Raw genomic sequence first — 25,454 nt, 5'->3', positions numbered from 1 at the left:
ATGCTGTTTTTCTATTTCAGCTGTAAGTTCTGCTTGCTGATCGCAACTATTTTACAAAGGGCGTTTTTGCTTTTTCTACGTAGCCTTTGCCACTGCGCTGAACGGCTACAGCAGGAACAGATATATCTGAAGATTCACTGATTTGTAATTGGCCAGGATACTGATAGTATATTTCTTTCCTATCTAACATGGCCCTTATAACATCCAATAATTCTTTTTCTTTTTCAGGAGCCACTGCTTCTATTATTTTTTTTAGGTCTTGTTTACCTTGTCTAATGGCATGCATAACATAGTTTCTACCTTCTGTTATAAGTTCATCTTTTATAGTTCTGGTTACCTTGCTTTTGCAAATATCGCATTGGTTACAAACCAATTCATTTTCATCAAAATAATCCAATAATACAGCCAAGCGACAGCGGCGATCATTGGTAACATATTCTATTACTGACTCTATTTGTTGATAAGCTGTTTTATTTCTTTGCTCAATTTTATGAATGGGTAAGGGTAGGTCAGTAGCAAGATAACGTGGTGTTAAAAAAGTAATTTGTGGAGTTGCTTTTTGTGGAAAGTATTCTAAAACCTTTAGTCGATGCAAGGCATGTAATTGTTCCTGTACTTTAGATTCTGCAAGTTGAGTGAACTGGGCTATTTTTTTTTCAACAATCGTACAATATGGTGTAAAAAGTGTGCCACCATAGAGCCTTAACAGTCCTTTAATGCACCAATCATAAGCAGGATGATGGACTTGGAATGCATACAAATCTTCCCTAGATAACAGAAAATAAACCCTTGATGGCTGATAATAGGCCTCATTAAGTTGTATAAAGCCTTCTAACTCCAATGCTTTTAATCCATAATAGGCCTCTTTCGTGTATAGCCCAGTTGTCTGCTTAAAATCTGCTAAGTCGAAATCATAGGTTACAAAAGCATGAGAACCAACCGCAATTTTATAATAATTAACCAGATGCTGGTAAACTTTTCTTATTTGATCAATAGTCGGATAACTTTCTTTACATTTTTGTTTTAAAAGTATAATATCTTGTAAATCATACCAAAGAATAGCATAAGCCGTCACATTATTCCGACCAGCTCTTCCTGCTTCCTGACAATAAGCTTCTAATGAAGCAGGTAAATCTAAGTGCACTACTAAAGAAACATCTGCTTTATCAATACCCATACCAAAGGCCGCTGTAGCCACCATAATGCGTACTTTATTTTGCGTCCATAAGTTTTGCTTAATAGCTCTATCAGCCGTAGTTAAACCAGCATGGTAAAATACACTAGTCATACCATTTTTTTGCAAAAAATTAGCTATGGTTTCTGTTTTTTTCCGTGTGTTTACATAGATAATAACCGGTCCAGCAGTTTGTTTTAAAGCTTTGAGCAGTTGTGCGTCTTTATGATCTGTTTTGCGTACCCAGTAAATAAGATTAGGTCTATGAAAAGTTTGTGCAAAAAGGAGTGGTTTATTCAATTGCAAACGATTTTGAATATCTTGTTTAACCCTTTTAGTGGCAGTAGCGGTAAAGGCTACTGTATTAGCCTTTGGAATGGTTTGCTTAAAGTGTGCAATCGCTAAATAAGAAGGTCTAAAGTCATAGCCCCATTGAGAAATACAATGAGCTTCATCCACCACTAAGGTGGTAATAGACATGGTAGTGGCACGCAGTTTAAAGAGGTCAGTCTGTAATCGTTCTGGAGATACATACAATAATTTAACATTACCATATAAACAATTATCTAGCCTGCGCTCTATTTCTACGCTAGACATACCTGAGAAAATAGCCTCTGCATGAACACCTCTTTGGGCAAGTTGGGTGACTTGATCCTTCATAAGCGCAATAAGTGGCGTTACAACAAGCGTTAACCCTTCTTTGCACAAAGCTGGTAATTGAAAACAAAGTGATTTTCCACTACCAGTAGGTAAAAAAACCAATACATCTCGACCAGCTATAATAGTCCTAATGATGGCTTCCTGAAGGGGTCTAAAAGCGTGATAGCCCCAATGTTTGCTTAATAAATCATAAACTTTGTCCATGGTTTGAAATGGCTTTCTAACTGCTTTAGAATGGAATAAATAAAAAAAGTTATTGTCTCAACTATAATTATTATTAGATAGTTTTTCACTTTAACTCAACTTTTGGATATACAGATACTAAAATAATAACTTATTGAGAATAAACACGAGAGAACCTTTTTTGGAAAATTCCACTTTATTTAGTTAATTGCTCATATTAACGGGTATAAACTGGTCATTTTAGAATTTTATGGAATCATTTACCCAAATAGAACTCATTTTGCCGCTATTCAACCGGCTCATCTAATTAAATAAGCCATTTGAATAGTGCCTCGGCTGACCTAAAAGGGAAGCTATTTGGTTCTATCTGATCATTTACTTCCTAAAAAAATACCTTTATTTAAATGGTCACAAGCCCAACAAGTTTTTCTTTGCTTTATTTTTGTCTACATGGCGTCTAAATTAGGTGATTTCATTAAGTACTCCATAAAAGTAGGGTCCAAAACCCTAGATGCAACCTATCCTATCAAATCCATAATAGTGGATAAAAGAATCAATAAAATCCCCTATGCCAAAATAGTGCTATATGATGGTGATCTACAGACGCAAACTTTTACCATAACCAATGACAAAATTTTTACCATAGGGGCTACTATTTCTATAAAAGCCGGTTATAATGATGGATTAGATCAACTATTTGAAGGTGTAGTGGCCAAATTGTCGATTCAGTCTAGAGCAATGGGATTATCTATCCTGACCGTAACTTGCAGAGATATGGCTTATAAGACTACCCTTGTCCCCAAAACCTTGCATTTTGAAAAATGCAAGGATAGTGACCTTTTCAAAAAAATTTTAAGTAGCTATAGTGGTGTAAGCCATAAAATTGAAGCCACAACTATTGTACATGAAAATATGGCACAACATGAAATATCAGATTGGGATTTCTTGAATATTCGCGCCGAAGCAAATGGGCAAATTGTCATAGTGAATGATGGGGTTATTTCAGTTAAAACACCTAAAGCAACTGGCCAGGGTTCTTTTACCTATACTTATGGAAAAGACTTTATTGATTTTGATGCTGAAATAGATGCAAAAGATCCATGGGCAGGGGCCACTATCCTCTCTTGGGATAGTAGTAAGCAAAATAAAGTTACTGAGAAAGCAAGTGACCCGGGAGAACAGTCTATGGGTGATATTTCTTATAAAAAATTAACAACTGCTGCCCAAAAAAGTGCCATTGCTATATCGCACGGTGGTCTATTAGATCCTTTAGAAATAAAAACCTTGGCAACCGGATTACTCAACCGGAGTAGAATCGCTAAAATAAAAGGCACTGCCACCGTCGCAGGTAATGCTGCATTACGTCATGATGGACTTATCACCCTTGAAAAGGGGGCAAATCACTTCTCAGGAAATGCTTATATATCTGGAATTCAGCATATTATATCAGATGGTACCTGGCAGACCATGCTAACGCTAGGGCTAGATGCGCAGCGTTATATGCACAAATATCATGACATTGGTTCACTCCCAGCAGCAGGCATGATGCCACCTATACATGGACTACAACTTGGTGTTGTCAAACAAATTACACAAGACCCTCAAAAAAGTGATCGAATTTTAGTGCATCTTCCTTTGGTGCAAGATAAACCCAAAGAGGGTATTTGGTGTCGATTGGCTTCATTTTATGCTACGCAATCATCAGGTGCTTTTTTTATTCCGGAATTGGAAGATGAGGTAGTAGTAGGTTTTCTCAATGACGATATTCGGTTCCCTATTATTTTAGGTTCTCTGCACAGTAATAAACACAAACCACCTAAAACAGTTGACCCTAAAAATTCTTTTAAGTCTTTTGTTTCTAGGGAAAAATTAGAGTTTACCTTTCATGACGATAAAGAAGGTCCTGAAATCATTATTAAAACAGCAAAAGGAGGCATCATTCAGATATCAGATAAGAAAAAAAGTATTGAAATGGTAGATCAAAACGGCAATAAAGTTATTTTAACTAACGACGGGATCAACCTAACCAGTAGTAAAGATATTAATTTAAATGCAAGTGCCAGTATTACGCTAAAATCAGGAAAAGATGTTATGATAAGTGGTACGCAAAATGTAAATTTGAAGAGTATGAATATCAATGCACAAGCTTCTATGAAGGCCATCTTAAGTGGTAATGCTAGTACGGAAGTTAAATCTGGTATGGCAACCATTATCAAAGGTACAACCGTACTGATCAATTAATAATTGATACCATTATTTTGTAGATTTTTCACTCACATCATATATAGAACCTAACACCATGCCACCTGCAGCTGTATTATTAAACAAACACATGTGCCCTATGATCACCCCAGGTGTCCCTCCTATTCCCCATGCTACGGGAGGAATGATTATGCTAGGCTGTCCAACTGTTTTAATAGGTAAATTCCCTGCAGCAAGAATGGGAGATACGATGCTTTGCAATGGCCCACCACCTCATCCAGATACCATTGTAAAGGGATCCCTAACGGTTCTAATAGGTAAAAAACCAGCCGCTCGGTTAGGCGATACAACAGGTATGGGGGGCATGATATTGCAAGGATGCCCTACAGTAATAATTGGTGGCTAAAATCAAACTAATCAAGCGTTCATATGGAAAATGACCCTAATTTCTTAGGTAAAGGATGGAAATTTCCACCTTCTTTTAACCATCATAGCAGTACAGTAGAAATGGTAAAAGGGTTAAATGATATCAAAGAAAGTTTAATCATTCTAATGCGTACCAGAATAGGTGAGCGCATTATCGAAGATAAATATGGTTGTGATCTGACCCCACTAGCCTTTCAACAACTCGATCTTAACTTGGAAACCTTTATGGTAAATAACATTAAGCAAACCATTGCTGAACATGAGCCTAGAGTGGAAGTGCTTGATGTTAAATTGACCGCGCCAAATGACGGAGAAGGAGCTATCGATATTAACATACACTATAAAGTTAAAAACTTAGATATAGAAGCAACGATCCAATATGGCTATCATCCTATTTATAACAAATAGCTATGAACAATACGCCACTAGAACTTGATTATCCTTTTTTAAAGGAGCAGGGAATAGCCTATATTCAACAGTTAGCCGGCAAAAAGTGGACTGACTATGGAGATCATGACCCTGGGATCACCATTTTAGAAGTACTGTCCTTTGCCATTATGGACCTAGAATATAGAACCAACTTCTATATAGAAGATATATGGGCTAAAGATCCTGATGTAATAGACAACCTCAATGAGCAACCATTCTATAAGGCCGAAGAAATTCTTCCCTGTAATCCACTAACTAAGTGGGATTTTTTAAAAATCGTGCTAGATGTTCCAGGTGTTAAAAATGCCAATATCTTCTTAAGCGATGGGGCAAAAGAAGTCAAAGGTGGTTATAAAATTTTTGTGCATGTAGAAGAACGTATCAGTCATACACCAGAAGAAAAAGAAGTATTGCATGTAATCAATAAAAGATTATCTGCACACAGGAATCTATGTGAAGATTTCTTTCTTATTCAACCTATGGAAACATTGCCTATTGGCATTAAAGCGACCTTTGAGGTGGCTAATTGCTTGGCTTATGAAGAGGGTGAAACAATCATTGCTCAAATATTATTTGCTTTCCAAGAATTTCTCTCGCCACGTATTACCTTTTATAGTATTAGCCAATTACTAGAAAAAGGTAGAACTATAGATCAAATTTTTACCGGACCACTCTTAACACAAGGTTTTATAGATGAAGAAGAATTAATTTACTTAAAAAGCAAATCTAGAATCTATGCAGTTGAACTTTTAGAACAGGCCACTAAAATGGGCAATATTAAAAATGTGCTAAAGTTTGAACTATTTATTAATGACGGAAATACAAGTACAAGTAGCCTTACCATACCTGTTTTACCAGACCGATCTTTAGTACTTGATATTCCACAAAGTGAAATTATCCTTTATTACAATGGCCTACCCATCAGTACAGACTGGAAGAAGGTTATGGATATGCTTGAAGATATAAAAGGAAGGGGTACTTTAACAAAAGCCTATCTACAAGCAGAAGATATTTTTGTCTTAGAAGGCAACTATAGAAACTTAGAAGACCATATTTCTATACAGCAAGATTTTCCTTTACTCTATAATGTAGGACATGAAGGATGTACACCTTCTGAAACATCTGAAAATCAAGCTAAAGCAAAGCAATTAAAAAGCTATCTAATGTTTTTTGACCAGCTTTTTGCCAATTATTTGGGTCAATTATCGAATATCAAACACACTATGGCTATCTATAGCCAGGATTATAATAAGCCTAATGGTCGTTTACCTTTAGATGTACCTAGAATGGAGACCATTATGAAACAACCTACTCCAGACACAGATCCAGGTAATGATATTGAATTTGTGATACAAAGAAAGTATTTAGACCTAAAAAAGGAAGTTAATCTATATGATACAGACAAAAAACAAGCTAGTGAAACAGTCAAAACCTACTATTCTTACATAAATCGAGCATTAGAAAGTGGTATTCGAAGCTTAGATAAGCGATCAAGGGTATTAGACCATTTGTTAGCTTATTTTGCAGAGCGATTTACCATCTACTCTCTTCACCTTTATCCTAAAAATGAAGAGCAACGACTGGATGAATTTAATAACAATAAAGCGCTTTTTCTAAAGGATTACATTGATATCAGTAAAAACAGAAACCGAGCGGGCCATATAACCATGAATGAGATCAATCACTCGATCAACCATGTTCCATCCGGTTTTAAGCAACGTATCTATCGTAATTTAGGTATTAAAAGCTTAGAAAAATGTTTTTTACATCAGATAGTCAAGGACAATATGTATCTAGAAAAACAATCTACACAGTGGAATTTGGATATTTTTCTAGGTAAGAATTCTCAGACAGAATATGATGATCTATTGATTTTTAGGGGAAAATATCAAAATATCCAATCGTTAGTTATGTCTTATGGCATCAATGAAGAATATTATAATATTATCAAAACAGGGAGCGACTATAGCATTTTACTTTATATAGACAAAGTAAAAAAGCAGACTATTGAGCTAGTGACTGGTAGTGAATCTCTTAGTAACATTGAGCAAGCAGAGGCTATGGTACAACAAAGTGTAGAATTGTTTAGAAAGTTGAATAAGGCATGCGAAGGCTTTCATTTAATAGAACATATTTTGCTTAGAAGCGATAATACCTTAACAACAGAAGAAGATCCTTATTCGTTTATCATGACCATGGTATTCCCTTCATGGCCAGCCAGATTCCAAAAGTCTTTATTTAGACATGCTGTAGAAGAAATGGTTATCATGGAAGGTCCAGCGCACATATTTACCAATATTTTATGGTTAGACTTTCAAGATATGGAAAACTTTGAAAAGGCCTACAAATCATGGATACAATTAAAAACTAATCCTAACGCTGACCAAGCAGAAACAGATGCAGCAGGCAAGGTGTTGATGGACCTTATAGAATCGCATACGAAAGCAACAGTACCTGAGCCACCAATAACGGCAACTTAGAGGAAATTTTTTACCAAAGTCGGGAACAGATACCATGATACTAGCCATCTATAACAAGAGGCTCAAAGTGTGATTTATGATTAGAATTTAGCTAAATTTGGAGTAAAATAAAGTCTAATCCATAGATAATACCATTCATATATGTTTAAAGTAGCCACTTTGTACAAGTTTGTACCACTAGATGACCTAATAGTCCTACAGCAAAAACTTCAATCGATATGTAAAGCCTTAACAGGTACCCTGCTTATTTCTTCAGAAGGAATTAATGGTACGATTGCTGGCCTACCGGATCTATTAGATAAGGCTATGGCTGAGATAGAAGCTATGCCATCATTTGATAATTTGTGGTATCAATATTCTCAGGCAACCCACAAGCCCTTTGGCCGCCTAAAGATCCGAATCAAAAAAGAGATTATCACCATGCACCAACCAGAGCCGCTATCCATGTCACTACGTGGCCACCATATTGTAGCAGCAGACTGGCATGATAGATTAGATCAAGCAGCTGTTGTGATTGATGTTCGAAATAATTACGAATGTCGGTTGGGGAGCTTTAAAGGTGCTATCAATCCTGAAACAACCTACTTTAGCCAATTCCCTAGTTTTGTTGAAACCCATTTAAAACCTTATAAAGATCAGCCGATAGCTATGTTCTGTACAGGGGGCATCAGATGTGAAAAAGCATCTGCCTATATGTTGGCCAATGGTTTTAAAGAGATATACCAACTAAGTGGGGGCATTTTACAATATTTAGCCCACACTGCAGAAGATGCATCGAGATGGCAAGGGGAGTGTTTTGTTTTTGATGAGCGCATATCACTAGGCCATGGATTAAAAAAAGGCAGCGCGCTGCTTTGTTATGGCTGCCGTATGCCTTTAAAAAAAGAAGATCTAGATGACGATTACAAACCCGGTATCCGATGTAAATTTTGTTTAAAAGACAAATAAGGCTCTTTATCTCACTTTTTCATTGATAAAAGAGTGGATAAGAAATCAAGTTTAGGTATCAATGAAAAGTTATTTATTTCCTGGTCAAGGCAGTCAATATGTAGGGATGGGCCAAATACTTTATAGCCATAGCAGCCAAGCACGTGCCATGTTTGCAACAGCTGATCGGATTTTAGGCATGGCGCTTACAAAAATCATGTTAGAAGGTGATCAGGAAAGCTTAAAACAAACGATTGTGGCTCAACCTGCCATCTTTTTACATGCCGTTATTACTGCTCGTATAAATGATGACTTTCATCCAGCCGCTGTGGCCGGTCATTCTTTAGGTGAAATAGCCGCCCTAGTAGCCAACAAAGTGATCACCTTTGAAGATGGCTTACATTTGGTAGGGGTTCGATCCAGAGCGATGCAAAAAGCTTGTACGCTTTTTCCAGGTACAATGGCTGCTGTACTGGGTCTAAAGGATAAGGTAGTAGAAGCAATTTGTGAAGAGATTACAGCAGAAATAGTAGTTCCCGCCAATTACAATTGCCCTGGACAATTGGTTATCTCTGGAAGTCAAGCTGGTGTAGCTCTAGCCACAGCAACCTTACGCCAAGCAGGTGCCCGGAAAGTAATACCCCTACAAGTAGCAGGAGGCTTTCACTCACCACTTATGACCCATGCGCAGGAAAGTTTTGCGGAAGCAGTTGCAGCCATTCCTTTTACTAAAGGCATCTGTCCAATCTACCAAAATGTTACAGGGTTGCCTGTTACCGATCCCCAAATCATCAAAAAAAATCTAGTCCAACAGCTGGTAGCCCCTATTTATTGGACCCAAACCATTAAGCAGATGATAAAAGATGGGATTATAGAATTTATTGAGTGTGGCCCAGGAACGGTTCTACAAGGATTAGCTCGAAAAATAGCCCCTGATCTATCAACTAGGGCTATGTAAGCAACCCACCATCTACTTGAATGACTTGACCTGTAATATAGCTCGATGCATCGGAAGCTAAAAACAGAGCACAATTAGCCACATCTGCTGCAAGCCCTATTCGCTTAAGTGGAATCTTTTCGCTCCATGCTTGTTGAAGCGTCGAATCTAGTTGGTCGGTCATGGCAGTTGCTATAAAACCAGGTGCAATAACATTGGCACGTATATTTCTACTGCCTAGTTCTAAAGCAATCGATTTAGTAAAACCAATCATACCAGCTTTGGAGGCAGCATAATTGGCTTGTCCAGCATGCCCACTAATGCCTACAATAGAAGCTATATTAATGATAGAACCACTGCGTTGCTTGAGAAAGGTTTTCATGGATGCCTTAACTGTATTGAAAACAGATTTTAAATTTACACTTAATACCGCATCCCAATCTACTTCGGGCATCCGCAATAGTAAGTTGTCTTTAGTGATACCGGCATTATTGATCAATACATCCAATCCACCAAATGTCGCTACCATATCTGCTACTACTTTATGGGTAGCATCAAAATCAGAGGCATCTGCGCATACGGCCTGCACCTTCACATCAAAAGCTTGTAATGCCACTTCTGTGGCTCGTACCGTTGCCAAATCAGAACCGCAATAGGTAAAGACAATATCGCCACCTGCTTCTGCTAACTTAAGTGCAATGGCCTTGCCAATACCTCTTGACCCTCCTGTAATCAATATTTTTTTTCCCTTTAGATGCATAAAACACAAGGCATTTATATCACAATTTTTACTTACTATAAAAGAGGCTGTTTAGCGCAATAATACAACAAGCAAGCGCATGGTAAACATTTACTGCAAGGAGATCGTATAGCCGGAAAAAGCGCAGTTGACTGGCTTGTTGATCACAACTTTTTAGAGGAGCCTTTTTTACTTCTTATTAAGAAAAAGGTAAGGTTACAATACCTTTGCACTTGATTTAGCAGCAACTAACGCATCGTACTCTTTTTTAGGTGTTACCACCAACTTCTCATAACGGCGCATACCGGTTCCAGCAGGAATCAAATGACCTACAATAATATTTTCCTTCAATCCTTTTAACCTATCATACTTAGCACTAATACCCGCATCACTGAGTACTTTAGCAGTTTCTTGGAAAGAAGCTGCCGATAAGAAACTCTCTGTAGCCAAGGAGATTTGTGTAATACCTTGCAACTTCGGCTGCGCAACAGCTAGTTCTACTGGTTTGGCTTCTACAGGCACTAATCCTTGCTGCTTCAGTTTATCATTCTCTTGTTGCAACCTACTAGAAACAACAAATTGCCCTTGTTTAAATAACTTAGAATCTCCAGGGGATACTACAATAGACTTATCCCGAATTCTATCATTCTCTTCAAAGAATTTAACCTTATCAATAACTTGCCCATGTAACATCGTGGTATCGCCTGGATCGAGTACTTCTACCTTACGCATCATCTGCTTGATGATGATTTCAATATGTTTGTTATTGATTTTCTCACCTTGTAAACGGTACACATTTTGTAGCTCATTCATGATATATTCTTGTGCAACCAGTGGTCCTTTTGTCACCAAAAGGTCAGCAGCAGCTACCGCACCATCTGTGATCACCTCCCCTACTTTCACATAATCGTTGTCTTGAACCAAAATGTGTTTAGACAATGGGATCATATATTTGACCTGTATACCTTCCTTAGATTCAATGAAAACCTCTCTATTACCTCGCTTAATGCCACCATAGGTTACCACACCACTTAACTCACTGATAAAAGCGGTATTGGCAGGTTTTCTAGCCTCAAAAAGTTCGACTACACGAGGCAAACCACCGGTAATATCCCTAGATTGATTAATGATACGAGGCACTCTAGCCAATACTTCCCCTTTATGGACCTTATCACCTATTTCTACTGCAAGCTGTGCTTTAACAGGAAGGGTATAAGAAGCAATGGTTACACCTGCATCATCAGATAAGACAATACTTGGATGCTTAGTCTTATCCCTAGACTCAATCATTACCTTGGCTTTACGACCCGTTTGTTCATCAAACTCCTCCTGATAGGTAACACCCTCCTCAAGTCCTAAGAAATTAACTACTCCATTTTGAGTAGCCAATAACACAACGTTATAAGGATCCCAATGGTAAAGTTCTTGGTCATAGCTTACGGCTTGATTGTTTTTTACTTTAAGATGGGCACCATATGGTAAATGGGTACTGGTTAATACTTTTCTTGTATCTCCATCTAAAATTTGGAGTTCCGAAGAACGACTCATAACGACTTCTACGGTCTCTCCATTGGCATCTACATAGCTGGTAATAATCAGGTCTTCAAAATTCACAACACCTGCATACTTTGCTTTAACCTTAGCATCAACGGTAACATTAGAGGCAATACCACCTACGTGGAAGGTTCTCATGGTAAGCTGTGTACCAGGCTGCCCAATAGACTGGGCAGCAATTACGCCAACTGCTTCGCCAACGGATACCATATTGCCTGTGGCCAAGTTGCGGCCATAACATTTTACACATACTCCTTGAGACAAATCACATGTCAAAACGGAGCGTACCAATACGCCTTCTAGGCCAGCCGACTCGATATGAACAGCTATTTGCTCATCAATAACATGTCCACGTGCAACTAATAGGGATCCAGTTTGGGGATCCAAAAGATCCTCCACTACGACACGACCCAAAATACGTTCTGAGAGTGATTCCACTACCCTATTTTCAACTTTCACAGCGGTTACATTAATGCCCTTAAGGGTGCCACAGTCTGCTTCAACGACTGTTAAGTCTTGTGCTACGTCTACCAACCTTCTGGTCAGATAGCCTGCATCTGCTGTCTTTAAGGCAGTATCAGCCAAACCTTTTCGAGCACCGTGAGTAGCAATAAAATACTCAATCACATTTAACCCCTCTTGGAAGTTAGAAATAATAGGATGTTCAATAATTTCTCCCACAGCTCCTTGTGTACTTTTTTGAGGCCTACCGATCAATCCTTTCATACCACCTAACTGACGAACTTGTTCACGAGAACCTCTTGCGCCAGAAATCATCATCATATAAACGGAGTTAAAGGCGTCTTGGTCTCGCTCCAACTGTTCCATAAGCTGATTAGTAATACGGGTATTGGTTCTGGTCCAAACGTCAATGACTTGATTATATCGCTCATTATCGGTTATTAAGCCCAACATATAATTACTCCAAATAGACTCTACCTCTGTAGTGGCTTGGGCAATCAGTTGATGTTTATTAGCTGGTATCTTGACATCATCTAGCCCAATAGTCATTCCTGCTTTAAAAGCAGTATTAAACCCTAATGCTTTAATGTTATCTAAGAATTCAACAGTAACCACCGTACCAAACTGACTGTACATATCGGTTACAATGCGCTGCATGTTGCGCACATTAAGTGTTTCATTGACAAAATCCATACCGGCCGGACAATATTCATTGAATACTACTCTACCAACCGTAGTCTCTACTACTTTATATGCAATGGTTCCATCTGGACGCGCGGACGGAAGGCGAAGATGAATATAAGCATGCTTAGCTACCTTATCATGAGCCAATGCAATCAAGACTTCCTCAGGTGCATAAAAACGCATACCTTCTCCTAACACAGGATCAGTGGGTGTACCGCGTCTACCTTTGGTTAGATAATGCAATCCCAAAATCATATCACGGGATGGAATGGTAATAGGAACACCATTAGAAGGGTTCAATACATTGTAAGAGGCTAACATGAGTAAGGAGGCTTCGGCAATGGCTTCTTGACCAAGCGGAACGTGAACAGCCATTTGATCGCCATCAAAGTCGGCATTGAAGGCGGTACAAACTAAAGGATGTAACTGAATGGCTTTACCTTCAATCAACTTAGGCTGAAATGCTTGTATACCCAATCGGTGCAGGGTAGGTGCTCGGTTGAGCAATACAGGATGACCTTTAAGTACATTCTCTAATACATCCCAAATAACAGGATCTTTTTCTTCTATTAATCGCTTGGCCACTTTTACAGTTTCTGCTACACCACGCTCTATCAGCCTACGGATGATAAAAGGCATAAATAGTTCAACTGCCATCTCTTTGGGTAGTCCACACTCATGCAATCGCAACTCAGGCCCTACGACAATAACCGATCTACCGGAATAATCCACGCGCTTACCGAGCAAATTCTGCCTAAAACGACCTTGCTTACCTTTTAACATATCAGACAAGGATTTCAATGGCCGAACACCCTCTGAAGCCACTGAATTTACCTTACGGGAATTATCAAATAAAGAATCTACTGCCTCCTGCAACATACGCATCTCGTTGCGTATGATGATCTGAGGGGCCTTAATATCTAAGAGCCTCTTGAGTCTATTATTTCTAATAATCACTCTTCGATAAAGATCATTTAAATCAGAGGTCGCAAATTTACCGCCTCCTAAAGAAAAAAGAGGACGTAACTCCGGCGGAATAACGGGCAATATGCGCATAACCATCCATTCTGGACGATTTTCTACTTTTTTATGTACATCTCTGAAACCCTCTACAATTTTTAGTCTTTTGACCACTTCCAAGCGCCGTTGTTGAGAAGCATCAGTAAGTAACTGTTCTCTTAAATCAATCGAAAGCTTTTCTAAATCAAGTTTTTTTAGAATAGATTCAATAGCTTCTGAGCCAATTAAAGCTATAAATTTATTAGGATCTGAGTTGCTCAATAATTGATTTTCTGGAGGCAACTGATCTAAAATATCCAGATATTCATCCTCAGAGAGCAGATCCATAGGGGCTACACCATCTTGTTGTTTGATGCCCGGTTGAAGCACTACATAACGCTCATAGTAGACAATCTGTTCTACTTTTTTAGTAGGTATACCCAGCAAATAACTAATTTTACTAGGTAACACTCTAAAGTACCAAATATGGGTCACGGGAACCACCAACTCGATGTGACCTACTCGTTCTCTACGCTGCTTTTTTTCTGTAATTTCAACACCACATCTATCGCACACAATGCCTTTGTAGCGAATGCCTTTATACTTACCACAATGACACTCCCAATCTTTTATAGGGCCAAATATGCGCTCACAAAATAATCCTTTGGTTTCAGGTTTGTGGGTTCTATAATTAATCGTTTCTGGCAAAGTGACTTCTCCTGATGAACGGGATAAAATAACCTCTGGAGAGGAAAGACTGGCAACGATACCAGAAAATTTAGCAGATTGTGCCCTATTTTTTTTGAATTTCATATGGTTAACTTGCTACGCGATTTAGATAAAGAAGGGATGATCATACAAGTGTAATTTCAAGGCCTAGTCCTCTTAATTCATGAATCAATACATTAAAAGACTCAGATAAATTGGGTTTTGGAATATTATTACCTTTCACAATGGCTTCATAGGCTTTAGATCTACCCACTACATCATCTGATTTGGTGTTGAGCATTTCTTGTAAGGTGTAGGCAGCACCATATGCTTCCAAGGCCCATACTTCCATTTCACCAAATCTTTGTCCACCAAATTGGGCTTTACCACCTAATGGTTGCTGGGTAATCAAAGAGTAAGGACCTGTAGAACGAGCGTGCATTTTATCATCTACCAAATGGGCCAGCTTGAGCAGATAGACTACGCCAACCGTAACTTTTTGGTTAAATGGCATGCCGGTTCCTCCATCATAAACCGTTGTTTTACCAAAAGCAGGTAAGCCAGCCAGATCCAACTCATTGGAGATATCGTCTAAGGTCATACCCTCAAAAATGGGATTAGTATAACGCTTACCTAATGCATGACCAGCCCACCCCAGAACAGTTTCATATAATTGACCTAAGTTCATACGAGAAGGCAAGCCTAATGGACTCAATACAACATCTACGGGTGTACCGTCTGCTAAGAATGGCATATCTTCTTGAGGTACGATCTTACAAACAATACCTTTATTACCATGTCTTCCAGACATTTTGTCACCAACCTTAAGCTTTCTTTTTTCTGCAATATAGACCTTAGCAATCTTTACTACGCCCTTAGGTAGCCCATCGCCCGCTTCTAGTGTAAACCTTTCACGCTTAAAACGTACAACAGACTCGGTACATTCTTTAACATAGTTAGCTACAATCCGTTGTACTAGATCATTTTTAGCTGAATCAGCTGTCCAATTACTGGGGATAAGATCACCTATTAGATTGGCTTCTGCTGGAACATTATAAAGAGACTCATCACGGTAAATATTCTTAGGAGGAAAAAGCTTCTCAGTAATCAATGAAGCGGTAAGTTTAATGCCTTCAGGAATAATTTCATCCCCAAATTGATGATAAATACCGTTAGTGGTCACGCCATCTAAAACAACAGAGAGCTTTTTAATGGCTACGTCACGCAATTTGACTAAATGCTTGGCATGCGCTTTCTTTAAAAATTCCAGTTCTTTTTTAACTTTTTCTTTACTTTCTTTACTTCTTTCAGGGCTAGAAAAAATTTTAGTATCGATGACAGTACCTTCCATACCAGATGGGACCCTTAAAGAAGTATTTTTTACATCACCTGCTTTATCACCAAAAATGGCTTTCAATAGCCTAGCTTCTGGTGTAACATCTATCTCTCCTTTAGGGGTAATTTTACCAATTAAGATATCCCCTTCTTTAACTTCTGTACCTACTTTAACAATACCATCCAGGTCTAACTTGGCAATGGCTTCTTCACTAACATTAGGGATTTCATTGGTCAACTCTTCTGCACCAAATTTGGTATCTTTTACCTCAAGAATAAATTCTTTGATATGAATAGAGGTAAAAACATCGTCTCGAACAATACGTTCAGAAATCACAATACCATCTTCAAAGGTGTAACCTTTCCAAGATAAGAAAGCAACTTTTAAATTTTTACCTAGTGCAAGTTCTGAATTTTTAGTAGCATAGCCTTCACAAAGCACTTGCCCTTTTTCTACACGACTGCCTTTAGAAACAATGGGAGACAGGTTAATACAAGTACTGCGATTGGTACCCCTGAACTTATCCATGGAATAGGTTACAGAAGCTTCATTAAATGCAACGAGTGTTTCTTCTTCTGAACGGTCATACTGAACTACAATTTTTCTACTATCCACATAGGTGACCAAACCACTACCCGCTGCAGTAGGTAAACCTCTAAACTCTTTAGCCACTCGTTTTTCTACACCCGTGCAAACAATAGGGATATCTGGTCGGATCAGCGGGACAGCCTGACGCTGCATGTTAGAACCCATCAAGGCACGACTGGCATCATTATGCTCCAAAAATGGAATCAAAGAAGCAGCAACCGAAGCAATTTGACTACTGGAAATATCCATGTAATTCACCTGCTCTGGCTTTACTAAAGGATATTCATCTCCACTTCGAACTTTAACACGGCTATCTAGGATCTGGCCATTTGAATCTAACCGTACACTAGCAGGGGCAAAATTAGCAGATTCTTCTTCTGCGGCACTTAGGTAACAGATCTCACCCGTCAGATCAACTTTTCCATTGGCTACCTGCCTATAAGGGGTCTCGATAAAGCCCATATTGTTGACACGTGCATACATACAAAGTGAAGAAATCAAACCAATGTTCATACCTTCGGGTGTTTCAATCGTACACAACCTACCATAATGGGAGTAGTGGACGTCACGAACCTCAAAACCAGCACGATCTCTAGAAAGACCACCAGGCCCTAAGGCAGACACACGACGTTTATGGGTAATCTCGGCCAATGGATTGACTTGATCAATCAGCTGAGAAAGCGGATTAATACCAAAGAAAGAATTGATCACAGAAGAAAGGGTACGTGCGTTAATGAGATCTGCAGGTTTAAATAGCTCATTATCTCTAATATTAATTCGCTCCCGGATGGTTCTAGCCAAACGAGAAAGCCCTACACCAAATTGGGTAAAAAGTTGTTCCCCAACCGAACGCACGCGGCGATTGCTTAAGTGGTCAATATCATCTACTTCTGCTTTACCATTAACTACCCTGATCAGGTAATGAATAATTTGTATAATATCCTCTTGTGTTAATACACAAGTTTTTACTGGAACATCTAGGTTTAATTTTTTATTGATCCTATAACGACCTACTTCACCCAAGGTATAGCGCTTACTACTAAAAAAAAGGCTTTCTACGGTTTCACGAGCAGTTTGCTCATCAGGTGCGTCTGCGTTACGCAACTGGCGGTAAATTTGATCTATGGCCTCCTTGGTATCATTGGTATTGTCTTTGCCAAAAGTATTGTAAACAAGGTGATAGTCGGAATAAGTTGCGTCTGATTTATGTAATATAACAGAAGACACATCGGAAGCTAAAATGACCTCTATAATGGATTCATCCAATGGCGTATTACGTTCCACAAGCACTTCATACCTTGTGAATGGATAAGATTCACCAGTTTCCTCATCTATAAACTCTTCTACCCAACTTTTTAAAACCCGCGCCGCTAGTTTACGACCTATATGTTGCGATAAAACAGCTCTACTTGCTTCTACTTCATCTGCAAGACCAAATATATCTAAGATATCTTTATCACTGCTATAGCCAATGGCACGCAACATGGTGGTAATAGGAATTTTCTTTTTCCTATCTAGATAGACATACATTACCGAGTTGATATCAACTGAAAACTCAATCCAAACACCTTTGGCAGGAACCACTTTAGCAGAGTAAACATTGGACCCACTAATGTGTTTATTCTGAAAAAAGAAAATACCAGATGATTTATGCACTTGAGAAACAACCACACGCTCGACACCACTTAAAATAAAGGAGCCTTGATCGGTCATATAGGGAACATTACCCAAAAAAACTTCTTGCTCAACGCCTTCGTACTTTCCAGTATGTTCATCATTTTGCAACAAGCGTAACTTTGCTTTTAAAGGCACATCATAGGTCAAACCACGTTCAATACACTCTCTAGGAGTATATTGAGGAAGTTCTAGGTTATAATCAATAAACTCCAGAATGTAGTTCCGTTTAGAATCTTCAATAGGAAAGTGCTCCATAAAAACCTTGTAGAGGCCTTCACTTATTCTATTTTCTGGACTAACACCCAGCTGAAAAAAATCTCTAAAAGATTTTAACTGGATTTCAAGCAAATCAGTATAGTTTGCAGGGGCTTCAGCAGAAGGCATATGGCAATTTTGTTTACTAGATTGTTTTTTCTTTACGAAAGTGCTACAAATTTATCATTTATAGGAAGCAAAAAAGATAAACCCTCAGCCCTATACAGAATAAATAGGCTAAGGGTTAACAGATTATATAGGCTAGTCAGCTACTTCAACTCAACCTCTGCACCAGCTTCTTCTAATTTTCTTTTTATGCTCTCTGCTTCTTCTTTAGGAAGGTTCTCTTTCATGGTAGCAGGTACACTATCAACAAAGTCTTTGGCTTCTTTCAAAGATAAGCCTGTTATCTCTTTTACTAGCTTTACAACTGCTAGCTTAGAAGCGCCGCCTGATTTTACGATAACATCAAATGCTGTTTTTTCCGATACCGCTTCAGCTGCCACTGCAGGACCAGCAGCTACCACCATAGGGGCAGAAGCAGCAGGTTCAATACCATACTCATTTTTCAAAATATCAGATAGCTCGTTTGCCTGTTTAACCGTTAAATTAACAAGCTGTTCAGCTAAAACTTTTAACTCGGCCATAATTTATAAAGGTTTAATAAAATTTAGATAGATATAAAAAGAGAAAAACTTCGCTTGTTAAGCAGATGCTTGCGCTAAAGTCTTTACTACTCCCATTAAACGTCTCTGGCCAGATTGAACCGGACTCATAACGTTTGTAATAGGTGCTTTCAAAAGTCCCATGATATCGCCCAGAATCTCTTCTTTTGATTTTAGGTTACTCAATACATCCAAGTGTTCTACGCCAATAAATAAATCACCATGAATAGAAGCACCTTTCAGAACAGGAAGGTTTAGTTTTTCAGCTTCCAAAAAAGCTTTTAACATTTTCCCAGGGGCACGCCCACTGTCGCGGCTAAACAAAATACCAGAAAAGCCTTTTAAAATGGTCGAAAAAGAGGTTGCATAAGGCGCACACTTTTCAGATCGCTCTAGTGCCTTCTGTATCAGGGTATTTTTAGCTACTTGATAGACTATATTCTGCTGCGCGCAACTTTTCCTAAATTTGTTTACCTGCTCTACGGTAAGACCCATAGCGTCTACCAGATAAAAACAGTCGAAAGTGGAAAATTTTTCCACTAGATTTTCTATAACCTGTAATTTTTCTTCTCGTTTCATTTTTCTAAAGCCCAACGGCAATGCTCCTATCTACGAAAACGCCTCTACTCATCGTGCTAGAAAGACTAATACTATTTACATAAAGCCCTTTCGAAGAGGCTGGCTTTAACTTAACAATCGCTCTCAACAACTCCATCACATTCTCTACTATCTTTTCTTGAGGGAAAGAAACACGGCCTATACTACTATGTACAATGCCATACTTATCGACCTTAAAGCTTACTTTTCCACTCTTGACTTCTTTAACCATCTTAGCCACATCCATGGTTACGGTACCTACCCGGGGATTAGGCATCAGGCCACGAGGACCTAATATTTTACCCAACTTACCTAGTTTAACCATAACAGTTGGCATAGTAATGATTACATCTACATCTGTCCAACCAGCTGCAATTTTTTCTATGTAGTCATCTAACCCTACATAGTCTGCACCAGCTTGTGTGGCCTCTTGTTCTTTATCTGCTGTACAAAGCACCAAGATTCTGCAGGACTTACCTGTTCCATGTGGCAGAGATACCGTTCCTCTTACCATTTGATCAGATTTTTTAGGATCTACACCTAAGCGAATGGCCACATCCATGGAGGCATCAAACTTTGTAAAAGTGTTTTTTTGCACCATTTGAACAGCTTCACTTAAATGATAGACTTCTTTAGAAGAAACTGCTGCGGTATGTTTAGCCTTTTTTTGAATTGCCATGTTCCTATCTTTTATTTAACCCAAGGTGGGGTACCCTCTACGGTAACACCCATACTTCTTGCTGTTCCAGCTATCATACGCATGGCAGCGTGCACATTTAAGGCATTCAAATCTGGCAATTTATCTGTTGCAATTTGCCCGATCTGCTCCCAACTAATACTAGCTACCTTACGTCTATTGGACTCAGGAGAGCCTTTTGTAATCTGTGCCAGCTTCATAATTGAAATAACAGCAGGGGAGGTTTTAATTATAAAGTCAAAAGACTTATCTTGATAAACAGTAATGATGACAGGTACAATTTCCCCTTGTTGATCCTTTGTTCTAGCATTAAACTGCTTACAGAACTCCATAATATTGATACCTTTGCTACCTAGTGCTGGACCTACTGGGGGAGATGGATTGGCTGCCCCTCCCTTAACCCGTAACTTTACGTAACCTAAAATTGGCTTAGACATAATTGTATGCATTTTATAAAAACCTTTAGCACAGATGCGCTAACTGATTAGACCTCTTTGAAGACCTATTTCCAATGGTCATTTTGGTGTCGAAGTTTATCTATGCTCGTCAAATATATTTAGTATGCTACCTTACTTGAATGCGCTTTTTTTAAATTTATTAAAGAGCACTTGGTAAAAAGTCTATTAAAAAAGCTTTTTAACCTGCGTATAGCTTAATTCTACAGGCGTACTCCGCTCATCGAAAATTTTAACAACTACGTTTAGTGTTTTTTTTTCTTCAAAAATCTCTTGCACTTTTCCAGAAAAGCTTGCAAAAGGACCATCTATAATTTCAACTACTTCTCCCAGCGCAAAAATCGTATTCAACTTTAGATGGCTAGGTTCAAGGCTATTGGCTTTACCTATCACGCGATCTACCTCGGCTTGACTCAGCGGAACAGGTGTACCACGCCATCCCCTAACACCTAAGAAGCCCAAAGCACCCGTTATACTTTTTAGCAACTGTACCAGAAGGCCATTTGATAAATCTGCCTGTAAAAATATATAACCAGGAAACAAGTTTCTGCTTTTTATATATTTTTTCCCAGCACGGACCTCATATACCTTTTCGTAGGGTATTAACAGCTCACCAACAATAGGCTGCAAATTTTCTCTAACAAGCTCCGCTTGTAGATTAGCTTTTATTTTTTCTTCTTGCTTAGTGACTACTTTAAGCACGTACCACTGTAATGCATTCATCCCATTCGTCTATTTTTTAAAAAGCATTATAAAACCACACGAAAGCTTTTTTTAAAGACCAATCCATAAGCCCAATAAGAAGCGCAAATATAAAAGAGGTTACAAGCACGAGCAGAGAACTACTTTGCAACTTATGGTAGGGAGGCCAAGTAATCTTATACTTTACTTCTTGTATTAGATTTCGTATAAATATTTTTGCTTTTGACATATTGTTTTATGCACGGGTGGAGAGACTCGAACTCCCAGCCTATGGTTTTGGAGACCACCACTCTACCAGTTGAGCTACACCCGTATGATTTATATACCACAACTTTTTACAAGAGCGGGTTTTTTCTTGGCTAACCTTGTCATAGTCTTGAATAGAAAGATTGCTCAGCATAAGCGAGTAATGCTTACTAAATCAGCAACAAGAGAATAGAAAAACAGTTTATTCAATAATTTCAGTAACCCTTCCAGCGCCTACTGTTCTACCCCCTTCACGAATGGCAAAACGCAAACCTACTTCCATGGCAATACTATGAATAAGCATAATTTCCAAGTTAACATTATCACCTGGCATGACCATTTCAACTCCTGCAGGTAGTTTTACTTCGCCGGTAACATCTGTTGTTCTAAAGTAACACTGTGGCCTATATTTGTTAAAAAATGGTGTATGACGCCCTCCTTCCTGCTTGGTTAAAACATAGACTTCCGCTTTAAACTTACTATGTGGCTTTACACTGCCTGGCTTGCAAACAACCATACCACGCTGAATAGAAGATTTATCGATACCACGAAGCAAAAGCCCCACATTATCACCAGCCTCACCCCTATCTAGGTTTTTTCGGAACATTTCTACACCTGTAACCGTAGAAGTCAATTTTTCAGCACCCATACCAATAATCTCAACCGGGCTACCTGTGGTAATCACACCTTTTTCAATTCTACCCGTTACAACCGTTCCACGACCTGTAATCGTACAGGTACCCTCTACAGGCATTAAAAAGTCTTGATCTACCAATCGGACAGGAAGGGGAATATAGGTATCTACTGCAGCCATCAACTCCTCCACTTTTGCTTCCCACTGGGGCTCTCCATTCAAAGCACCTAGCGCAGAACCACGAATAATAGGTGTATTATCACCATCAAACTTATAAGCATTTAATAGTTCTCTAACCTCAAGCTCTACCAACTCAATCATTTCAGGATCATCTACGAGATCTACCTTATTCAAAAAAACTACAATGCGTGGGACACCAATTTGACTAGCTAAAAGAATATGCTCCCTAGTTTGAGGCATGGCACCATCCGTAGCTGCCACTAGGAGAATCGCACCATCCATTTGGGCAGCACCTGTAATCATATTTTTAACATAGTCTCGGTGACCTGGACAATCCACGTGGGCATAATGCCTATTTTGGGTTTGGTATTCTACGTGAGCCGTATTAATAGTAATACCTCGTTCTTTTTCTTCTGGAGCAGCATCAATGGCTGAGAACTCTTTTTTTTCTGCCAAGCCTGCTTTGGCCAAAACAGTAGTAATAGCAGCTGTAAGAGTTGTTTTGCCATGGTCAACGTGACCAATTGTGCCAATGTTTACATGGGGCTTTAACCGATTAAATGTTTCCTTTGCCATAGCTTAATAATTCGTTAGATTTTCAATAAAATAAAAATAAATAGTTTATACAATAACTTTTTTGGACCTATCAAAACCAGCTTCCTCAAATCTATTCCAATGTGGAGCCAATGACGGGACTTGAACCCGTGACCTCTTCCTTACCAAGGAAGCACTCTACCACTGAGCTACACCGGCCCTATAGCAACTTAAAGAGCGGGAGACGAGGATCGAACTCGCGACCTGAAGCTTGGAAGGCTGCCGCTCTACCAACTGAGCTACTCCCGCTTTATACTGCTCTAAAAACTACTACTACCTAAAAGTGGGGAGAGAAGGATTCGAACCTTCGAAGCTTACGCAACGGATTTACAGTCCGCCCCAATTGGCCGCTCTGGCATCTCCCCCTAAAAAGGCAGTAAAAAAGGTAAGGGAAATATAGCAGATCCACTACCTAAATAGGTCTAGCAAAGCTACGAAAAATATTTCCCTTATACAAAAGGAATAAAATAGATAAGCAAAATAACACTTTTTTAACGATGGAGCCCCTAAAAGCCATACTAATTACTAGTAAACAACCTATATCAGATCTACATAAATAGCCAAGGAGAAAGGTCTGAGTCGATTAGCATTAACAGGACCTTCTTTGTCTTCAAAAAGAGGTGTCAAATTAAAATCACCTACTAAACCAAAACGGTGATAGCCTATTCCAACCTGAATGCCAAACGCAAATCTTTTAAGATTAAAATTACCTTCACAAACTGAAGAAGCGCCTGGATCTTTATACTCTTCATAATGGGTTATGGTAGAAGCAGGCCTACGTACGCCTACTTTACCCCCTAACCAACCATGAAAGCCTGCTTTGGGTTCATGTAAGACACTATTGAATCGAAGTCTGAATAAAAAGTCAATGAAAGGAATGTTAATAGCAGAATAAGCATATTTTTTACCGGTTTCATTGACTAAATCTTCACAATCTGTACGGGATACATCGCTTCTTTTAAGGGTCATATAGACGGTATCACCACCTTCCTGCCTACCCGTAAAAGCATAGTACAAAGTACTCCAACCACACCCTAAAGACAAGGCAAAACGGGACTTATTAATACGAATGGAATACAAAAATGCTGCATTTTTACGCAATAAACTAGACCAATCTAATTTTTTCACCTTTTGAAAAGGTATAGATAGATTCGAATCTAAACTGTATAAAAAATCTGCTTTTAGCAGCCCTATCATAAGACTAGGATAGTTTTCTATGGGTGGCAGATAGGTGTCAGGTTCTGTTTGCTCTGGCGTATCGACAACAGTAGAAGATGGAAAATCTTGAGAAACTGCATGGCCACTATGAACCGCAACAAAAAACAATAACAGCGTGAAAAATTTTTTTCTTATGTACATATATATAATATTTTAGAGTAAAATATGCTTTAACAAAAGTACTTTTTTTTTTAAATATCTCAAAATATTAGTTTGAAATAAATTTTTGTTTGTTAAATTTGCATAGCACCTCAATGTTGGACTTGTAGCTTAACTGGATAGAGCACTGCACTACGGATGCAGCGGTTAGGGGTTCGAATCCCTTCAAGTCCACATTTGTATCCATTCAGTTTGACCCCACACTTTAAGATACGTTAAATGAATCTGCAATGAAACCAGTATTATTTAAAGGTGGTCTTTTTGCATTTGACCCATTGTTAATAGCGCATTTCAACCCTGTCAAATCGGTAGCCACATGCCATATAGTATGCAATCGAAAAATACTATTGTTAAAAAGAAATAACTGCACAACTGCGAACAACACATGGTGCATGCCAGGTGGCAAGTTAGAACAAAACGAAACACCTCTTCAAGCGGTTATAAGAGAAACAGAAGAAGAAACCGGCATCTTACTGCTTCCAAAGGAGACGCATCTTGTGCAAACTATTTATGTAAGGATGCTTACACCAAAACAAGACTATCTACTTCATTTATTTAAAGCAGTTTTACGTAGATATCAACCATATGATTATGAAATTGTGCTCAATCAGGAACATACAGATTACCTATGGGTTGATCTAGAAGAAGCTAAACAATTAAACCTGATTCCAGGTGGAAAAGAAATATTGGAATCGAATCTATTAAGGTACTAGTCAAAATAGGTATCTGTTCCTGACACTGGTAAAAAATGAATTTTTTAAAGCTACTTTTTGATCAAGCAAAAAGTAGCCAAAAAATCAAGGGCTGATGAGAAAAGTGCGATCAGAAAGCTTAGTTTACAGCTGGAAAAACAGGAACCTCTCTGCAATCCCTCCCGGCAACTGTTT

At 38.7% G+C, this 25,454-nt stretch carries 19 protein-coding genes and 5 tRNA genes; 8 read left to right on the top strand and 16 right to left on the bottom strand.

What is annotated here, in order from left to right:
- Positions 1-46: 46 nt before the first annotated feature.
- On the bottom strand, positions 47-2,038 hold the full coding sequence (locus tag MUW74_RS02440) for an ATP-dependent DNA helicase RecQ (protein WP_243553048.1): 1,992 nt from the start codon (positions 2,036-2,038) through the stop codon (positions 47-49).
- A gap of 429 nt (positions 2,039-2,467) precedes the next feature.
- Between MUW74_RS02440 and vgrG the strand changes: the two genes are divergently transcribed.
- From vgrG to fabD, 6 genes are all read left to right on the top strand, one after another.
- Positions 2,468-4,258, top strand: a complete 1,791-nt coding sequence (gene vgrG, locus MUW74_RS02435) for a type VI secretion system tip protein VgrG (RefSeq protein ID WP_243519212.1) — start codon at positions 2,468-2,470, stop codon at positions 4,256-4,258.
- Positions 4,259-4,316: 58 nt separating this feature from the next.
- Positions 4,317-4,625: a PAAR domain-containing protein gene (locus MUW74_RS02430; RefSeq protein ID WP_243018667.1), complete on the top strand. Its 309-nt coding sequence runs from the start codon at positions 4,317-4,319 to the stop codon at positions 4,623-4,625.
- Between the two features lie 23 nt (positions 4,626-4,648).
- Positions 4,649-5,053 (top strand): GPW/gp25 family protein, encoded by a 405-nt coding sequence (locus MUW74_RS02425; RefSeq protein ID WP_243519209.1) that lies wholly within the window; start codon positions 4,649-4,651, stop codon positions 5,051-5,053.
- Between the two features lie 2 nt (positions 5,054-5,055).
- Positions 5,056-7,554, top strand: coding sequence for a hypothetical protein (locus MUW74_RS02420; protein ID WP_243519205.1), 2,499 nt, complete (start codon positions 5,056-5,058; stop codon positions 7,552-7,554).
- A gap of 141 nt (positions 7,555-7,695) precedes the next feature.
- Positions 7,696-8,502: a rhodanese domain-containing protein gene (locus MUW74_RS02415; RefSeq protein WP_243519201.1), complete on the top strand. Its 807-nt coding sequence runs from the start codon at positions 7,696-7,698 to the stop codon at positions 8,500-8,502.
- Between the two features lie 61 nt (positions 8,503-8,563).
- On the top strand, positions 8,564-9,439 hold the full coding sequence (gene fabD / locus MUW74_RS02410) for an ACP S-malonyltransferase (RefSeq protein ID WP_243519199.1): 876 nt from the start codon (positions 8,564-8,566) through the stop codon (positions 9,437-9,439).
- Here fabD and fabG read toward each other — a convergent pair.
- The 15 genes from fabG to MUW74_RS02335 form a co-directional block, all read right to left on the bottom strand.
- Positions 9,432-10,178: a 3-oxoacyl-[acyl-carrier-protein] reductase gene (fabG, locus tag MUW74_RS02405; protein WP_243519197.1), complete on the bottom strand. Its 747-nt coding sequence runs from the start codon at positions 10,176-10,178 to the stop codon at positions 9,432-9,434. The two genes, fabD and fabG, sit on opposite strands and share 8 nt — an antisense overlap.
- Positions 10,179-10,373: 195 nt before the next feature.
- Positions 10,374-14,669, bottom strand: coding sequence for a DNA-directed RNA polymerase subunit beta' (rpoC, locus tag MUW74_RS02400; RefSeq protein WP_243519195.1), 4,296 nt, complete (start codon positions 14,667-14,669; stop codon positions 10,374-10,376).
- 40 nt (positions 14,670-14,709) lie between these two features.
- The gene (rpoB, locus tag MUW74_RS02395; RefSeq protein ID WP_243519193.1) at positions 14,710-18,549 is read right to left on the bottom strand and encodes a DNA-directed RNA polymerase subunit beta; all 3,840 of its coding nucleotides are present in this window, start codon (positions 18,547-18,549) and stop codon (positions 14,710-14,712) included.
- Between the two features lie 140 nt (positions 18,550-18,689).
- Positions 18,690-19,067, bottom strand: coding sequence for a 50S ribosomal protein L7/L12 (gene rplL / locus MUW74_RS02390; protein ID WP_243017920.1), 378 nt, complete (start codon positions 19,065-19,067; stop codon positions 18,690-18,692).
- 57 nt (positions 19,068-19,124) lie between these two features.
- Entirely contained in the window at positions 19,125-19,664 is a 540-nt protein-coding gene (gene rplJ / locus MUW74_RS02385) for a 50S ribosomal protein L10 (protein WP_243519191.1), read from the bottom strand.
- Between the two features lie 4 nt (positions 19,665-19,668).
- The gene (rplA, locus tag MUW74_RS02380) at positions 19,669-20,361 is read right to left on the bottom strand and encodes a 50S ribosomal protein L1 (protein WP_243519189.1); all 693 of its coding nucleotides are present in this window, start codon (positions 20,359-20,361) and stop codon (positions 19,669-19,671) included.
- 11 nt (positions 20,362-20,372) lie between these two features.
- Positions 20,373-20,816, bottom strand: a complete 444-nt coding sequence (gene rplK, locus MUW74_RS02375; protein ID WP_243519187.1) for a 50S ribosomal protein L11 — start codon at positions 20,814-20,816, stop codon at positions 20,373-20,375.
- A gap of 186 nt (positions 20,817-21,002) precedes the next feature.
- Entirely contained in the window at positions 21,003-21,557 is a 555-nt protein-coding gene (nusG, locus tag MUW74_RS02370; protein ID WP_243519185.1) for a transcription termination/antitermination protein NusG, read from the bottom strand.
- A 16-nt stretch (positions 21,558-21,573) separates the two neighbouring features.
- Positions 21,574-21,765, bottom strand: a complete 192-nt coding sequence (secE, locus tag MUW74_RS02365) for a preprotein translocase subunit SecE (RefSeq protein ID WP_243519183.1) — start codon at positions 21,763-21,765, stop codon at positions 21,574-21,576.
- 11 nt (positions 21,766-21,776) lie between these two features.
- A tRNA-Trp gene (locus tag MUW74_RS02360) sits at positions 21,777-21,849 on the bottom strand.
- Between the two features lie 135 nt (positions 21,850-21,984).
- Positions 21,985-23,172: an elongation factor Tu gene (gene tuf, locus MUW74_RS02355; RefSeq protein ID WP_243017914.1), complete on the bottom strand. Its 1,188-nt coding sequence runs from the start codon at positions 23,170-23,172 to the stop codon at positions 21,985-21,987.
- A gap of 102 nt (positions 23,173-23,274) precedes the next feature.
- Positions 23,275-23,349, bottom strand: a tRNA-Thr gene (locus MUW74_RS02350).
- A 17-nt stretch (positions 23,350-23,366) separates the two neighbouring features.
- A tRNA-Gly gene (locus MUW74_RS02345) sits at positions 23,367-23,439 on the bottom strand.
- Positions 23,440-23,474: 35 nt separating this feature from the next.
- Positions 23,475-23,555 (bottom strand) — tRNA-Tyr (locus tag MUW74_RS02340).
- A 172-nt stretch (positions 23,556-23,727) separates the two neighbouring features.
- The gene (locus tag MUW74_RS02335) at positions 23,728-24,549 is read right to left on the bottom strand and encodes a hypothetical protein (RefSeq protein ID WP_243519180.1); all 822 of its coding nucleotides are present in this window, start codon (positions 24,547-24,549) and stop codon (positions 23,728-23,730) included.
- 118 nt (positions 24,550-24,667) lie between these two features.
- On the opposite strand from MUW74_RS02335, the gene MUW74_RS02330 reads away from it, so the two are divergent.
- Positions 24,668-24,741, top strand: a tRNA-Arg gene (locus MUW74_RS02330).
- A gap of 56 nt (positions 24,742-24,797) precedes the next feature.
- Entirely contained in the window at positions 24,798-25,280 is a 483-nt protein-coding gene (locus MUW74_RS02325; protein ID WP_243519177.1) for an NUDIX hydrolase, read from the top strand.
- Positions 25,281-25,454 lie beyond the last annotated feature (174 nt).

It is taken from the genome of Candidatus Cardinium sp. cBcalN2 (genome assembly GCF_022810445.1).
Taxonomy (GTDB): domain Bacteria; phylum Bacteroidota; class Bacteroidia; order Cytophagales; family Amoebophilaceae; genus Cardinium.
Note: the sequence above shows the minus strand (reverse complement) of the source record. Positions and strands in the feature narration are given on the sequence as shown.

Bases quoted from the DNA above. Each gene is read 5' to 3' on its own strand.
- MUW74_RS02420 (WP_243519205.1), top strand. From the start codon at position 5,056: ATGAACAATACGCCACTAGAACTTGATTATCCTTTTTTAAAGGAGCAG.
- MUW74_RS02415 (WP_243519201.1), top strand. From the start codon at position 7,696: ATGTTTAAAGTAGCCACTTTGTACAAGTTTGTACCACTAGATGACCTA.
- fabG (WP_243519197.1), bottom strand. From the start codon at position 10,178: ATGCATCTAAAGGGAAAAAAAATATTGATTACAGGAGGGTCAAGAGGT.
- rplL (WP_243017920.1), bottom strand. From the start codon at position 19,067: ATGGCCGAGTTAAAAGTTTTAGCTGAACAGCTTGTTAATTTAACGGTT.
- rpoC (WP_243519195.1), bottom strand. From the start codon at position 14,669: ATGAAATTCAAAAAAAATAGGGCACAATCTGCTAAATTTTCTGGTATC.
- vgrG (WP_243519212.1), top strand. From the start codon at position 2,468: ATGGCGTCTAAATTAGGTGATTTCATTAAGTACTCCATAAAAGTAGGG.
- nusG (WP_243519185.1), bottom strand. From the start codon at position 21,557: ATGAATGCATTACAGTGGTACGTGCTTAAAGTAGTCACTAAGCAAGAA.
- MUW74_RS02335 (WP_243519180.1), bottom strand. From the start codon at position 24,549: ATGTACATAAGAAAAAAATTTTTCACGCTGTTATTGTTTTTTGTTGCG.
- MUW74_RS02325 (WP_243519177.1), top strand. From the start codon at position 24,798: ATGAAACCAGTATTATTTAAAGGTGGTCTTTTTGCATTTGACCCATTG.
- secE (WP_243519183.1), bottom strand. From the start codon at position 21,765: ATGTCAAAAGCAAAAATATTTATACGAAATCTAATACAAGAAGTAAAG.
- rplK (WP_243519187.1), bottom strand. From the start codon at position 20,816: ATGTCTAAGCCAATTTTAGGTTACGTAAAGTTACGGGTTAAGGGAGGG.
- rplJ (WP_243519191.1), bottom strand. From the start codon at position 19,664: ATGAAACGAGAAGAAAAATTACAGGTTATAGAAAATCTAGTGGAAAAA.
- MUW74_RS02425 (WP_243519209.1), top strand. From the start codon at position 4,649: ATGGAAAATGACCCTAATTTCTTAGGTAAAGGATGGAAATTTCCACCT.
- MUW74_RS02430 (WP_243018667.1), top strand. From the start codon at position 4,317: ATGCCACCTGCAGCTGTATTATTAAACAAACACATGTGCCCTATGATC.
- rpoB (WP_243519193.1), bottom strand. From the start codon at position 18,549: ATGCCTTCTGCTGAAGCCCCTGCAAACTATACTGATTTGCTTGAAATC.
- tuf (WP_243017914.1), bottom strand. From the start codon at position 23,172: ATGGCAAAGGAAACATTTAATCGGTTAAAGCCCCATGTAAACATTGGC.
- MUW74_RS02440 (WP_243553048.1), bottom strand. From the start codon at position 2,038: ATGGACAAAGTTTATGATTTATTAAGCAAACATTGGGGCTATCACGCT.
- fabD (WP_243519199.1), top strand. From the start codon at position 8,564: ATGAAAAGTTATTTATTTCCTGGTCAAGGCAGTCAATATGTAGGGATG.
- rplA (WP_243519189.1), bottom strand. From the start codon at position 20,361: ATGGCAATTCAAAAAAAGGCTAAACATACCGCAGCAGTTTCTTCTAAA.